General features: G+C 34.4%; 13 protein-coding genes and 2 pseudogenes. 10 read left to right on the top strand and 5 right to left on the bottom strand.

Annotation, left to right across the window (positions count from 1 at the left end):
• Window positions 1–29: 29 nt before the first annotated feature.
• The 3 genes and pseudogenes from ICI50_RS05620 to ICI50_RS05610 form a co-directional block, all read right to left on the bottom strand.
• Complete coding sequence (locus tag ICI50_RS05620; RefSeq protein ID WP_013854154.1) at window positions 30–383, bottom strand: hypothetical protein; 354 nt, start codon at window positions 381–383, stop codon at window positions 30–32.
• A 251-nt stretch (window positions 384–634) separates the two neighbouring features.
• Window positions 635–1,935: pseudogene (locus ICI50_RS05615) on the bottom strand (UPF0236 family transposase-like protein).
• 150 nt (window positions 1,936–2,085) lie between these two features.
• A pseudogene (locus ICI50_RS05610) lies at window positions 2,086–3,837 on the bottom strand (oligopeptide ABC transporter substrate-binding protein).
• Between the two features lie 283 nt (window positions 3,838–4,120).
• Here ICI50_RS05610 and ICI50_RS05605 point away from each other — a divergent pair.
• The 4 genes from ICI50_RS05605 to ICI50_RS05590 all read left to right on the top strand — a co-directional run bounded on the left by ICI50_RS05605 (window position 4,121) and on the right by ICI50_RS05590 (window position 6,680).
• The gene (locus ICI50_RS05605; RefSeq protein ID WP_013854150.1) at window positions 4,121–4,351 is read left to right on the top strand and encodes a hypothetical protein; all 231 of its coding nucleotides are present in this window, start codon (window positions 4,121–4,123) and stop codon (window positions 4,349–4,351) included.
• A gap of 134 nt (window positions 4,352–4,485) precedes the next feature.
• Window positions 4,486–5,400, top strand: coding sequence for a hypothetical protein (locus ICI50_RS05600; protein WP_013854149.1), 915 nt, complete (start codon window positions 4,486–4,488; stop codon window positions 5,398–5,400).
• Window positions 5,401–5,569: 169 nt separating this feature from the next.
• Window positions 5,570–6,316 carry a DUF4097 family beta strand repeat-containing protein gene (locus ICI50_RS05595; protein WP_013854148.1) on the top strand — a complete coding sequence of 249 codons (747 nt, stop codon included), beginning with the start codon at window positions 5,570–5,572 and terminating at the stop codon, window positions 6,314–6,316.
• An 85-nt stretch (window positions 6,317–6,401) separates the two neighbouring features.
• Window positions 6,402–6,680: a hypothetical protein gene (locus tag ICI50_RS05590; protein ID WP_025084190.1), complete on the top strand. Its 279-nt coding sequence runs from the start codon at window positions 6,402–6,404 to the stop codon at window positions 6,678–6,680.
• A gap of 55 nt (window positions 6,681–6,735) precedes the next feature.
• Here the strand turns inward: ICI50_RS05590 and tpx are convergent, their stop codons facing one another.
• A complete protein-coding gene (gene tpx / locus ICI50_RS05585) occupies window positions 6,736–7,230 on the bottom strand; it encodes a thiol peroxidase (protein WP_054640423.1) in 495 nt (164 codons plus the stop codon).
• A gap of 147 nt (window positions 7,231–7,377) precedes the next feature.
• On the opposite strand from tpx, the gene ICI50_RS05580 reads away from it, so the two are divergent.
• Window positions 7,378–7,977 carry an HAD family hydrolase gene (locus ICI50_RS05580; RefSeq protein ID WP_013854145.1) on the top strand — a complete coding sequence of 200 codons (600 nt, stop codon included), beginning with the start codon at window positions 7,378–7,380 and terminating at the stop codon, window positions 7,975–7,977.
• Window positions 7,978–8,016: 39 nt separating this feature from the next.
• On the opposite strand, the gene ICI50_RS05575 is transcribed toward ICI50_RS05580, so the two are convergent.
• Window positions 8,017–8,670 (bottom strand): XRE family transcriptional regulator, encoded by a 654-nt coding sequence (locus ICI50_RS05575; RefSeq protein WP_082599080.1) that lies wholly within the window; start codon window positions 8,668–8,670, stop codon window positions 8,017–8,019.
• Between the two features lie 123 nt (window positions 8,671–8,793).
• Here ICI50_RS05575 and ICI50_RS05570 point away from each other — a divergent pair, with 123 nt between their 5' ends.
• The 5 genes from ICI50_RS05570 to ICI50_RS05550 all read left to right on the top strand — a co-directional run bounded on the left by ICI50_RS05570 (window position 8,794) and on the right by ICI50_RS05550 (window position 14,751).
• Window positions 8,794–8,955: a hypothetical protein gene (locus ICI50_RS05570; protein ID WP_188891304.1), complete on the top strand. Its 162-nt coding sequence runs from the start codon at window positions 8,794–8,796 to the stop codon at window positions 8,953–8,955.
• A gap of 484 nt (window positions 8,956–9,439) precedes the next feature.
• Window positions 9,440–10,366, top strand: coding sequence for an ABC transporter ATP-binding protein (locus ICI50_RS05565; RefSeq protein WP_188891302.1), 927 nt, complete (start codon window positions 9,440–9,442; stop codon window positions 10,364–10,366).
• Entirely contained in the window at window positions 10,366–11,130 is a 765-nt protein-coding gene (locus tag ICI50_RS05560; protein ID WP_188891300.1) for an ABC transporter permease, read from the top strand. The genes ICI50_RS05565 and ICI50_RS05560 overlap by 1 nt, the downstream gene beginning before the upstream one ends.
• A 445-nt stretch (window positions 11,131–11,575) precedes the next feature.
• Window positions 11,576–13,171 (top strand): ATP-binding cassette domain-containing protein, encoded by a 1,596-nt coding sequence (locus ICI50_RS05555; protein WP_188891298.1) that lies wholly within the window; start codon window positions 11,576–11,578, stop codon window positions 13,169–13,171.
• Window positions 13,168–14,751: an ATP-binding cassette domain-containing protein gene (locus ICI50_RS05550; protein ID WP_013854138.1), complete on the top strand. Its 1,584-nt coding sequence runs from the start codon at window positions 13,168–13,170 to the stop codon at window positions 14,749–14,751. Before ICI50_RS05555 ends, ICI50_RS05550 begins: the two co-directional genes overlap by 4 nt.
• Window positions 14,752–14,782: the final 31 nt, after the last annotated feature.

Genomic DNA, 14,782 nt, shown 5'->3' with positions numbered 1-14,782 from the left:
GTCCAAACCTCGTTTTATTTTGTCTTATTTTACTTTTCAAACCAATCCCAGTCATCACCTACAGTGTGAACACCTGTATCTTCTTCTGTTTCAGCTGAACTAATCTTTTCGGCATGAGTTGGACGTTCAACGGTGAATTCACCGCGTTTATTCTTTTTAACAATAGCTTCAAATTGAATTACATCGCCCTTTTCAAGATTTAATTGCTTGAAGGCCTTAGTCATCCGTAATGCAATTTGCTTAACTACTACGTTTTCTTCATTGTTAACGGTTAGATCTTGAAAAATTCCTTGACGATCATCAGGACGTAAAAACGTAGCAGTAAAAATTCTGCGTTCTCCGTCTGCATATGGCTCTAGTTTTTCATTGTATATGTCGATCATTAAAAATATCCTCTTTTCTACAACGTCTACTATAACATTCTTTGTTGGATTAGAATCACAAAAAAAGCACTGAGACCAAATTAACTACCCACAATTTGGTCAACAGTGCAAAAAAGAGATTAGAAGTCTCATTTCTTTTATTTTAATTATTAATATATCATATTCTTTTCCAATTGCAAAATCTTTATGTAAGTGTGTAAGTGTCAATATTTTTGCGGTAGGCTATTAACCATTAGTCTGACCTTAATTTCTTAAATATTTATTTGATTTATTTTTCTGCTAAAATCGTTTAAATAGCTATGTCCTGCTGTTAAGCTTTCAATGGCGCCGTGATGAATGCCCAGATGAGCTTCATGCGTCTTTCTTAGGCTGGCACGAACTGCACCTTTCAGGTCTTTTTGATCACCAATATCGAGCTGTCCACCTGCAAACTCACTGCTAAGCCAGTATTCCAGCTCTTTGTTTTTAATCAAGTCAGCACACGCAAAATTCCTTCGGCACCATCTTCTGACCAGTATTTTCCTTGCCCTTTGACGCGATAAGTATACTTGCGGTGATTGCTTTCACAGCAACCAATTGCTTTAATTACGGACAAATGACGCATTTTGAATGGCTTAATATCCACCCAGCGACGATGAAGATAGCTGCGCAGGCGCCTTAAATTCTCATGATTTTCTGGCGTATTTAGCTCATCAATCAGTTTGCTTTCAATCGTGTCTAAAATCACGTCAGTCAAGTGGCGATCATACTTGAACTCAACTGCACTGATCAATTTGCTTGGCATAGCCGGCATAAAGCCTAAACGGTCCTTGATCTTTTTATTCAAGTGAAAGACATCCAAGAAGGGTTCGTGCTGCCGGCAATAGCCAACTATTTCAGCAAAATCTTTCTTGGCATAACCAGCACCGCCATCGGCATTACTGATGATTAAAGTATTGCTTAAATTAATAATATCCTCGCAGACTTGATAGCGATGAAATTCCAGTCGCTTCTTGGTGCCTTTAATCACAACGCCATCGCCTTCAAGATAAAGCACTGGCACCTTTTTCTTTTGAGTAATACCATCGTATCTTTCCTCAGACTGCTGCTGTACTTTAATCTGTTTGCCTGCTTGCACAATCAGCTTGCCAACTTGGCTGTGACTAATCTTAAAACAAGAAAGGGTATTAACAGCTAAAGCAGTATTGCGGTAAGTTGCCACGGCGCTAACCTGCAAAATATCCTTCACTGCCAAAACACTGTAACGCTTATATTTGTCATAGCCCATCAGCTTATCCAGTGGGTATTGGGCCTTCTTGCCTGAACAAGCATATCTTCTGCGCCAATAGCTAATCTCACCAAAGGCAGTCACAACTGAGCGCTTATTTTTCTTTTCAATCTGATAGCCTTGCTTTTTAGTTTCTTCAACTAAGCCGGCATCAACTTCTTCTAGTGCTAATTTCATTAATTCTCTAATCAAATCAAAGAAGTAGCACATTAATGCCTTTTCACGAGCAATAACATTATTTTCAGACTTAATAATTTTCACGATATCAGTTATAATAGATTCCATAAAAGACCAGCTTCTAATGTGTTTTTTGTTCTTAACATCAGACTACTGGTCTTTTTGTTTGAGCTCAAGTCCAAATTCAAAGGACTTGAGCTTTTTTAATTAATTATTCAGCTTACCGCAAAAAATTATACACTTAGTGCCGATATTTATTTATTTCTTGCTAAAGCCTGCTTCGAACCAAACATTAGCTGAAGGCTTTAATGACCAACCGATTAATTTAGAATCAAGCGCGACTAAAGAATATGTTCCAGAAAGTAGCACAACATAAGCTTTGTCGTACATCCATCTTTGCCATTCATGCATTTTTTGGATGCGATAATTAGTATCGAATGACTTTTTGGAATCAATTTCACTTAGCAATTTGTTGTTAGTAGGTGATACAAACCGACCAGCATTATAAGGCATTTTTTTGCCATATAAAACTGTAGGCGAGGGATCACCTGTAGGCTCCCAAGCATTAGATAAGACGTCGATGCCAGGATCACTCGCTTTAACAGCATTAACCCAATTGTTAAATTCCATAGGTCGGCCCGTGTAGAATCTTACTTTGAGTCCTAATTTTTTCCATTGTTGAATATAGTTAGTCCATAAAGATGCTGCGCTGCTACTAGAAGCAGGGACTGCAAGATTAATTGTTAATTTTTTGCCGTTTGGTTGCAGGCGATAACCAGTTTTCTTATCTTTTTTATAGCCTGCTTGATCTAGCAATTTATTTGCTTTAGCTGGGTTATATGAATAAGCGGGAATATTTTTGTCATGATAGGCACCAAACTGAGCAGGAATTAAGGAATTGACCCTGTAGCGTAAACTGTGGAAAATACGCTGATCTACCTGATCAACATTCATACCATAAGCCATGGCTTTTCTCAAAGCTGGATTATCCATTTTGGCATGCTTATATTGTTCATTTTTTCCGGTATTTTCATTCCACTTACCAACTTTAAAAGACAGGTAACTATAAAGTGTTGATTTATTGCCTATGATGTTAATACCCTTAGTATTTTTTACTTGTGCATATTGCATATTGATGACATTAGCAACGTCAAACTTGCGGCTTTTAATTGCTTGTGAAGCACTAGAAGTAGAGATTGTCGACATTTGAATATGCTCAAAATTGGGTTTGCCTTGCCAATAGTATGGGTTGCGTGACCAGGTTGTGGCTTGTCCTTGAACAGTACTGTCCATTTTATAAGGGCCAAAGAATAGCGGATGTTTGCGTATTTGTGGACTCGAAACTAATTTATCAAATGGTATATTTTTTAAATAGTGATAAGGAGCTGCATAATCCCAAAAGAACACGTTCCCCGCGCTTAACATAGCGGGTCTTAATTCGAAGAAATGAAGAATAATTCTTCTACCATTCGGACCATCAGGCATTTCGATGCCGGAGATATTTTTAGCTTTGCCTGCATGATAAGCTGCGATTCCTTTTATGTTTTCTAATGAAGAAACATAGCGGCTCGTTTTAACTTTAGGGTTGGCGATAATTTCATAAGAATATTCAAGATCTTTGGCAGTAACTGGATGTCCATCTGACCAACGCACTTTTTTCTTCACAGTGATCTCTGCGGTTTTCAATTTGTGATTTAGTTTTAGAGTAGCGGCACCTTTGTCTGTGATTCTATAGTGATCGTCACTTGCAAATAAACTTTCATTACCTGGTTACATTGCTTCTACGTCAGGACTTGTGTCAGCAAGTTCCATTGAAAAAATACCAGTAAATGGCGAATCGTTTTCTAAAGCGTAAGTCAATGTTCCACCTGGTTTAATGGCTTTTTTAGGAAGCGACTGCTTGAATTGCTTAGGAGATACGGTTGGTTTATTATCTTTTTTGCCACAAGCGGCCATAGCCATTGAAGCTGAACCAACTAACATCAAGGACAACAATTTGGACTTTGACATATTCATAAAAATTCTCCTTTCGTCAAAAATCCAATAACAGTTAATTAGAAAACAAATTTATCAAAGCTATTTAACGATAAGTTTGTACACGGTATATTACACTGCTCACTAGTAAAAATCAACACTAGAATCAGTAATAATTAATAAATAATTTACTAAATAAATTTACTAAGATAAAAATTAAAAATACTAAAATTATAAATAATAAGGATTTAGTTGCTCTTTTAACAATAAAAATCTTATAATTAACTTATGTAAGCGATTTAAGGAAAGAGGTGACTTTATGAAAAAATTAGTAATTGGCTTAAGTTTAAGCACACTTGCTGTGGGGTTAGCTGCTATTGCCAAAAAAATGATGGATAAAAAATATGGTGATGAAGATTTGAATGATCAAGAGATTCCGGCTCAAATTGATACCGAGGAAGATTACTTGAAAGATGATGAAGACTTAGAAGAATCTGAAAATCTTAAAGCTGATGCGATTAACCAGCCATATGAACCAATTAAGTATTAACATTCATGAAAAAGCGTCTGTGTTGCTAACGAACTGATATGAACCCCAAATTTGAGGTTCATATCAAACAGACGCTTTTGTTTTGCATGTTTTTGCTATAATTTAAGATATATTATTAGAAAGTGGGAAATTTTATGCGCAAAATATTAGGCGAGTTGGGTTCTAAAGAACGTCACACATTTCAAGCCAACTTTGGCAAATATGGTTATAAACGCTATCATGATATGAGCCGCGGAGATTTGTATAGTCCAACTATGGTTGTCCGTAATGTAGAAATTGTCGATGATCCGGAACATCCTAAGATGATTACTGATCATTTATGGCTTAATCTTACTAAAGGTTTTGCACAATTAGGTCTTTTAAAAGAGGGAGATCGTTTGCAATTTAATGGGCGAGTTTCCGAATATAGCAAGGGTTTTATCAATAAAGATAAAAAGGATTATGAATTAACTTATCCAACTAAGATCAAGCTTATAACTGATAGTACTACTTTGCCTCTTCCTGAAGATCATCAATCCTTGATTGGAATGATCATGAATCTGAACTATAAATTTTATCATAATATGGGCAGGCCGTTAGTGCCATATTTCATGGACGCCTTTGCTAAGTGGCAGAAAGAACAGGATAATCCTTTACCGATTAAGTGTCATCAAGGCAATGATTTTGAAAGTTCAATTAAGTATGATGAACTAGATTATCAGACTGAAAAGGCTGATTTGGAGAAACAAAAGCAAGAGTTAGAAGAAAGACATTTACGCCAACAGGAGACTGGATTGGAGATTATAAAAAGCAATACTCGTTTAGCAAATGATCTAGTTCAATTTTGGAAAAAACTAACGGCAACAGAACAGAATGCTGCACTTAAGAAATATTGCTATATTTCAAATAGTAAGCTGAGTAATCTGATCGAAAAATATAACTTAAGCAAAATAGATCAAATAAATATTAAACAAGCACTGACTTCAGATTGGTTTCATGAACAGTTTGAAGGAAAAGCAAAGCAAGAGTTATCTCCATTAGAGCAATTAGCTAAAAAGTTCAATCAATAATAAGAAGAATGTCGAATTTCATAAACGATGTACAAGGAATGTTGGCATTCTTTTTTTGCATTTGAGTTTGCTTTTTACCACTTAGTAAAATTAGATTAAAAATTAAAATAGTGAGTGTAAGATTAAAAACAAATAAAGATAAAACACTAAATTAATGGAGGTTGAAATTATGCTTTTCGATAAGAATAAAAAAGATGAGGTTAAAAATGTTAATACGGTTTTGACCAATGCTGCTTTTACGCAATTACATGTAAAACTTACTGATCTTGATTTAGCAGTTGTTTCTGGCGATCATTTTGAAATTCGTTACCGTGGTGCAGAAGATAAGAAGCCATCTGTTACTCAAACAGGAGATGCAATTGAACTAAAGGAACCTAAGGTTGAGCGTAGAAATGGTAAAATTTGGCAAAAAAAGCTTATTAAAGTTGAATTAGTAACTACTGATGATATTGGCAAAGTTACGGTAGTTATTCCTAAAGATCATAAGCTGAATCAATTGGATGTTGATTTGACTAGTGGGGACGCGAAAATGCAAGATTTGCTTTTGAATGACTTAAAATATAGTTCTGCTAGTGGAGATTTAAAGATTGAAACGGTTCAAGTGCAAAAACTAAAAATTGAAGTTACATCTGGTGATGTAAAATTGCGCGATGTTGGAGTTTCAACAGGCAAAATTGATTTAATCAGTGGCGATTTTAAGATGGAAGATAGCAACATTTCAGATAATCTAACTGTAGCGACAACTTCAGGTGATAACGTGGTAGAGAATACGGAAGTTGATCAATGTGATTTAAGTACTGTGAGTGGTGATAATTCTATTTTTGGCGGTCAAAATACACATGCACAGATTGGTAAAGAAATAAACGGTAGTCACTTGAAAATGAGTACGTTGTCTGGTGATAATACGGTTAGATAATAAGGCTTTAGAGTCAACTGTTCAACTTCATTATGAAAGTACTGTATAATAATCTTATTAAGTTAGAAAGAATTGAGTGAAGAAAATGCGTGAATGGTTGATTATTATCATAGCTTTAATTGGAGCAGGCTTTATTGTTTATCTTTTTGATCGTTTCCGTAATCTTAAATTTCCTGAATCCAAACCCAATAATGAAGCGGAAAATTGGGATTCATTCTGGACTTTTCTTTTTCCAATTATCGGCTTCATTATGGCACTTTGGTTTCTTTTTAAAAGGCATGACAAGAGAAGAGCACGAACTTGTGCAATGTGGGCATTAGGTGGTATGGCTTTTAATGCAATATGGTATTTGCTCTTTAGATAGAGAAAAAGTCTAGATTAGACGCGATGATCTAACCTAGACTTTTTGAATTCTCAAATTAATTTAACTTTTTAAGCTCAGCTAATGCTTGTTCATAATTTGGTTCGTTAGTAATCTCGTCAACAATTTCGCGATAGACGATCTTACCATCTTGATCAAGAACAAAAACGCTACGAGCAAGAATATCTAAATCTGAAATTAATAAACCAGTAGCTTTGCCAAATTCGCGCTTGTTGTCAGCTACCAATTGCATCTTTTTAACGCCTTCAGCTGCGCACCATTTTTGTTGATCTTCAACGGTATTAGTTGAAATAGTCAAAAAGTTCACGTTGTCGAATTGGTCAACATCTTGGTTAAACTTCTTGGTTTGAACGCTGCAGACAGGAGTGTTGATGTTAGGTACAACACTAATTAAGGTTGGCTTACCTAGCAAATCTGTGGTTGTAATATCTTTTTTATCTTTATTGATCACAGCAAAGTCGGGCATTTTTTCACCGACTTTAACTGGATCTGCAAGTAATCGACAATCTTTACCTTTAAATGTAACTTTCATTTGATTCACCTTTTCTGGAAATTAATAGACTAAATTTAGTATAGCAAATCAATGAAAGTAGTTTAAATATGTTGCTTTGATTATAATGATCATAGTAATGTGTTCACACAAATCGAGTCATAAAGTAATTAAGGAAAAGAGACAAACATGCTTAAAAATATAATTTTTGATTTTGGCAATGTGATTATGAATTATGATCCTAATGAGATTTTGAATCATTATCAATTAACGCCAGAAGAACATCAATTATTATTAAAGAATATTTTTCAATCAAAAGAGTGGCTGGAGATTGATGCTGGAAAAATTACCGAGGACGAGGCAACAGAGATATTTCTTAGTCGTGTGCCACAGAAATTACAGCATAAAGTTAAGCAAATCATGACCACCTGGCCAGGGAATGTAGATTTCTATGAACCTGTTTTTCATTATATTTCAGATTTGCGTAAAGATGGCTACCATATTTATGGTTTGTCTAATACGGGGATGCGATTTGCTAATTTCGTTAAGGATTCTGAAATGGGTGATTATTTTGACGGCTATGTATTTTCTGCACAAGAAAAATTGGTGAAACCCGATCCAAGAATTTATCAAGTATTGCTCAGCCGTTATTTCTTAAAGCCCGAAGAATGTTTATTTATTGATGATCTGTCTGCTAATACTCGGGCGGCCCAAGAAGTCGGGATGGATGCCTTTACCTTTAAAATAGATAAGCTTGGAGATTTAGAGGATTATATTGCTGAAAAATAAAAATAAGGTTACCTCGATGGGGTAGCCTTTTCGCATGTATTATTTATATGCCCATTTCTTATGAAAATGTTTAAATAGATTTTGATTCTCGGACAGCAATCGAAGAATTTCTTGTTGATCAATGACTTTTGATCCGGCTTCACTAAGATAAAACACAATTGTTGCCAGTCCTTGATAATCAATATTGCCTAAATCTAGATCAATTTTCTTACCATCTTGAGTGGTGATTCCTAACAATAAGTGATCCGGATTAAAATTAAAAGGACTAAGACGGATGATTTTACGGTAAACAATAGAGGCTTCTTGGATATTAGCGAGATTAATTATGGTTTGATCTTTACTGGTCAGATTAAATAATTGGGCTAACTTCTTAAAGTCGTTATTGCTGTATGAAGTAATCGTTAATTGTTTTTGATCAATTGACCAATACTGACTAAAACATGCTGGAAATGTAATGCCAAGTCCTAAAAGTAAGACAATGGCGAAAATCCACCATGGCTGATAGCCAAATCCAGTTACAAATAATGCTAAAAGAACAACAAAAATAGTTCCGAAAATTAAACTTAAGACATGTGGCTTGTTTCCTATCGTTTGCTTTTGGGCAGGTAAAAAACTAGGGGAAATAATATTTATTTCATTGACAGCGTCTTTCATGATATGCACACTTTCAACACTAGTTAAATCCTTTGTCACTTTAAGTTTACCCCCCCTTAAGAGAAATACAACTTAAAAGTACGTATCATTTGTAAATGCTTACATGGGGGGTAAATTAAAGATAGAAAACAAAGAAGTACATAGCAGGGAGCGTAAGTTAAAATGAGAGAAAAATCAAGACTCTATAGAATTGTTTGGGCCGTAGCATTCTTAATTTGGGCATTATTAATGTTCTTCTGGCATACTAATGCTGTTGCCGGAAAAGTATTCATGATAATTTATACCATAGTAATGATTGCTTGGGGTATTGTCATCATTGTATAAAGTCGCAAGCATAGGAAAAATAATTGATAAAAAATAGACCGCTGTAAAATGTAGTGAGCCGTAAAAGTTAGCAACTTTTACGGCTTTTACTATGTCTAAATTATCGAATAGTTGTTGAGAATGAAAGGATCAGACCATGAATTTGTCAATTTTTGATCCAACATTTTGAGAATGCATAGTATAGCAAAAGAGATGGTTTAGTAAGAGCTAGAGAATATCTTCCCCCCAATTTGCAAAAGTATTTAAGAAGCTATTTAAAAAGATATTAAAATTATAAAGCCATTAATTTTTAATCAGAGTATCTACTTCTGCCTAATTAATATCAATAATATATGGGTAACAAGATAAAGTCTTGATCTCACTTATATAAAAATAATTAAATAAAATCCATAAAAATGATTGATAAATGAAAAAAGCAGCGTATTATTTAAATAAAGTCTTAGATAAAAAGTATTACTTGGGAGTTGCAAGGAGGAGGTAAATTATGAATTTATTGTCCGTAAACTATATTTCAAAAACATATCGAAAAACAAATAAAAAAGCCGTTTGCGATGTTTCTTTTGAATTAGATGCTGGTGATATTGTTGCTTTTCTTGGACCGAATGGTGCGGGAAAAACGACAACCTTAAAAATGATTTTTAATCTAGTAAGTCCTGATGACGGAAGCGTATTTTTTGACGGAAAAGATGTTACTCGTAATAATTTGCTTCTTCTAAAAAATACGGGAGTTTTACTGGAAGGATCTAGAAACATGTTTTGGGCTTTATCTCCAATGGAAAATTTTGTTTATTGGGGTGGTCAGCGTGGACTTACCAGAGAAGAAGCCAAAAAAAGAGGGGAAGACTTACTAAAGACCTTTGACTTACTAGATAAAAAGCATACCTCGATTACTATGTTAAGTCGCGGTATGCAACAAATTGTTGGGATCTGTTGTGCTATGATTGCAAAACCAAAACTTTTAATTTTAGATGAACCAACTTTAGGCTTGGACATTAATGCGACACAAACGATGATTAAAAGCTTAAGAGTATTATCTAAAAGCGGAGTAGGAATTTTGATTACGACTCATCAACTGGACTTTGCACAGGAAGTAGCTAACAAAATATTGCTAATTAAGCAGGGAAAACTTGTCTTTTCAGATAACGTAAAAGATAGTTTGGAAAGATTAAATAAGAGAACTGTTTTTGAAGTTTCTTTTTCTAGAACTCTTACTGCTAAGGAAACAGAGAAGTTACTAACTCATTGTGAAGATTTGGAAGAAACGAATAAAGTATATCGCATCAGCAATGGAGAAAAAACGAAATTATCTGAGATGCTTAAAATCTTGAGTGAATTACCTGTGGTTAAAGTAAAAAACGTAACCAGAGGCTTAGATGAGATATTTAAGTATTATGTAAGGAGGAAAGAATAATGACTAGTTTTAAAGCAGAACTTTGGCGACAGTTTTATTTATATAAAAGATACGCTTTTAATTACATTTCTGACTTCTTCTTATTGATTCTAATGTTTATGGCTATTTTTTGGGGAGGAAGCCTTGTAGGTGGAGGTGTACTAGGTAAGTCATTAAATGCATTAGTAGTTGGCTATGTTTTATGGAGTCTGATTCAAAATACTACTAGTCAGATGGGAACCACCGTAATGAATAATGCGAAAAGTGGTATTTTAGAGCAACAATATCTAATGCCAATTTCAACTAAAAGGCTATTTTTAAACAAAAGTATTGTCAATATGCTTATGTCATTTGTACAAGCAATTTTGATTTTGATATTAGTTATGTTTTTTACTAATCATTGGATAAAATTTCCGGCAGTGATGGTTATTCCATTTTTATTATCACTTGTTGTAACTGTAGGATTAGGATATCTAATAGTTAGTTTAGTCCTACGCTTTAAAAGAATAGGAAGTACATTAATAATTTTTCAGTATATTTATTTAGGTGTCTTGTTAATTAATTTTGAAAATTATAATGGCATCACTAAGTATCTTTCTTGTCTTTTACCAATTTGTCCAATGGTTAGCTGGATGAGACTAGCTATTAACAATAGAGCGTATAATACCGCTTTTTATTTGGGTGGTTCATTGTTTAATGCAGTTTTATGGTTACTAATTGGACTTCTTGTTTTTAACTTAACAGATAGATATGTAAAGAAAAACGGAACTTTATCTTTATACTGATAACTAAAAAGATTTTATATTAGTCATGTCGTGAATGATGATCTTTTTACAGAAAGTTGATGTTATAATTGCCTCGAAGTAATTCAGTTTTAAAATATCTGACAAAATCTACAAGTTTGGTTAAGGAACAGACAAATGGAACAGAAAAACAAATTACTTCTGGGTTATGCAGTATCTGGATTGGGTGATCAGTTCTACATTTTGGCTATACCATCTAATAACATTCTAGAAAAAGCACAAACTACAGCTTTGAAAAAATAAGATATATAAGATAAGGAAGCTAGTCAAAAGCTAGCTTCTTTTTAATGCTCAGAATAAACGACCACTTAATATAATTTTTTGACCACTAAACAAAAATGGGTTGTATATTAAAAAAAGTAGTTTAATATTAAATATAAATAAAATTAATTTAATTTAATATTTTAATCTGCTTGGAGATGAGTATATGAACATTAAGGGAATCTTTAACAGCAATAAAGGACGATTCATTTTAATCTTTCTCATGGTTGTTATTGGCATGGTTCTTGATTCAGGTTCGCAATATTTGATGACACCAGCCTTTAATAACTTGAAGAAAATGGATTTAGTTAGTTTTATTATATTTTTAAGTTTATCGAGGGGATGCGACCTTGTAAGACTAGCCCTGGTAACTGGCTCTGATTATTTATACGGGAAGCAAACTCAATCTTATTTACATCAAATTCGTGGCAAAATTAGTCGCTACTTTTTTAATAACGAAATTGATCAGCCTGCGAAAGTACAAAATGAAATGGTTGCCAACCTTGATCAGTTAACTAATAAATATCTCAAACCAATCAAAGATGGCTTCATGTATTTATTAGTAGTTGTATTCTCAATTGGCATCTTGTTTTCATTTAACTGGCTTTTAGTAGTAATGACCTTGATTTTAACTGTCATTTCATTGTTTTTGCCTAAGACCTTCGAAAAGATGACTTCTTCTGCTACTGTGACTGTTACTAAAAAGAACGAGAAGTTCTTAGATACTCTAGCTAAGTGGATGAGCGGATTAGATGAATTAAGAAGATATGCCAGTTTTGGTATTTTTAGCAGTTCAATTAATCAAAGTGCAAAGCAATACAAAAGGGCTGCGATTCATCAAGGTGCAACCATTGCCATTGCCGATATGATTACTTTCGTAGTTAATATCGCTGGTCAAATTATGTTGATGATCTTATGTGCTTACTTATATTTTCACGGCCAAATTGTTTTTGGTGCAGTAATTACTACCATTCAATTTAGTTCTAGTGTCATGAATGGTGTTTCACTGTTTGTAACCGAATGGAATTCAATTAAATCCACGAAAGGTTTGAATAAAGAAATTGCTAACTTACAAGCTCCAGTAGAAATTGCATCAGATCAACATGTTACAGAAAAGTTAGCTAAGGTAGAAGTTAAAAACTTAGCCCTGAAGTTTAAGAACGGCGAACAAATTTCTTATCCTGATTTTGACATTAAGCAAGGTGAGAAAATTCTTCTCACTGGTGATAGTGGAACAGGTAAATCAACTTTATTTAAATTGGTTTTAGGTAAGCTTAAGCCAACCCAAGGCGAGATTAACTTCTTGGATAAAAACGGCAATAGCTTAACTCTTAATCGTGATGAATTGGGCTATATTGCGCAAGATAATACTTTATTCCCTGATACGATTAATGAAAACGTCACGATGTTTGACAACTCGTTAGCTAAGCAGGTTCCTGATGTATTAAACAAAGTAGATTTAAAAAATGATGTGCAAAGAATGCCTGATGGACTTAATAGTCAAGTTGACCTAGATAAAGGAAATTTATCAGGTGGACAACGGCAAAAGATAATTTTAGCAAGAGCACTAATTCATCATAAGCCTTGGTTATTCATTGATGAAGGAACTAGCGCAATTGATAGTGAAGGGACTAAAAAGGTATTGCAAAACTTGTTAAAGACTAAGTCCACAGTTATCATGATTGCACACAACTATTCTAATGAATTAATCTCAATGTTTGATCGTCAGATTAAGTTGACGAATGAAGGTGAAGCTGAATGAGTTTTAAGGGATTTATCAAGACTAATTATCTGCGCTTTATTTATATTAATTTCCTGTCGGTTGTTTCAGGAGTGGCTGCAATTGGGGCAGGCTATGTGCAGATGTACTGGTTGACTTATATTAAGGATAAAAATTGGCTCAAGGTTGTTATTTCGTCACTCCTCATGGGTGTGTTGTATCTGGCTGCACAAGGAATGATTTACTACATTCAATATGTAATGCGGGTGCAGGAAGAAGAATACAATCAAAAGGTGCGTAATAAATTGACCACTCATTACTTCAAGGATGGACAAGCTCATAAAGTTTCAGCTGTTCAAAATCGGATGACTAATGATTTGGAAATGGTGCGCAATAATTATTTTGATTGGTATCCAATCGTTCTATTTTATGGGTCAATGTTTGTGACAGCACTAGTGGCATTACTGACGATCAATTGGTCGATTTTTTTGCTTAGTCTAGTAGTTGATGCTATTTCTTACTTTGTACCGAAAATAGTGCAAAAGAAGATGGAACAAGCTACGAACAATGTGTCTGCCCAAAATAAATACTATCTAGACGTTTTGGCAAAATGGTTCTCAGGCTTGGAAGAATTACGAAGATATTTTGCTGGTGCTAAATTATTCGAGGTAGATAAACATGCGTCGACTAAAATTGAGCAGGCACATGTTAAACAAACCGCAGCTCAGCAGCAAATGATTATTCTAAATGGTATCTGTAACATGTTGAGTCAGCTAATTTTGCTATCACTGACAGCGTTCTTCGTTACTAAAAACTTGATCATTTTTGGTGCTATTATGTCTGTGCAAAACTTTGCCGCAAATATTTCAATAGGGTTGCAGCAAAATATCCAAGCTCTGAGTTACATGAAGTCTTCCAAAGACTTGATGAATCAAGTTGATGCAGATACGAAGGTTATTAAGTCAGAAGAATCTGGACAAACGGAGGCACCGGTTGCTTTTTCAACTAAGGATCTAGCTTTGAAGTTTCCGAATGGTGAAAGCCTTAGCTTTCCTGATATAACCGTTAAGCCAGGCGAAAAGATTTTGCTTACGGGGGATTCTGGTGCCGGCAAGTCGACTTTATTTAAATTAATTTTAGGTAACCTTAAACCTAGTCATGGCAAAATTGAATTTTTAAATAAAGCTGGAAAACTTATTGATCCGGATATGTCGCGAGTAGGTTGCATCCCTCAAGACCCTAATTTATTCCCTGGTACAATTAAGGAAAATATTACTATGTTCAATAACCAGTTGAATGATCAAGTGTCAAAGGTTGTCGATGAAGTAAACTTCAGTCAGGACTTGCCAAAATTTAAAGATGGTGCAGACGAGCGACTGAATCTTGATGATTTGAGCATATCTGGTGGACAAAGACAAAAGATTGTTTTAGCCAGAGCCAAGATTCATGATAGTGACATCATTTTAATTGATGAGGGTACGAGTGCAATTGACCAAAAGGCGACGATGAATATTTTGCAAAAATTGGTTAAGAGCAAGACAACGATTGTCTTTATTGCGCATAACTTTAATGAAGGGATGCGTCAGTTATTTGATCGTGAGATTCATTTGACTAAAGAATAAATGATTTGTAAGCTCTTAGGAGTGAAGGAGA

Source organism: Lactobacillus kefiranofaciens (assembly GCF_014656585.1).
In the GTDB taxonomy this organism is placed as follows: Bacteria; Bacillota; Bacilli; order Lactobacillales; family Lactobacillaceae; genus Lactobacillus; species Lactobacillus kefiranofaciens.
The sequence above is the reverse complement of the archived record's forward strand: the minus strand, read 5'-3'. Positions and strand labels throughout refer to the sequence as shown.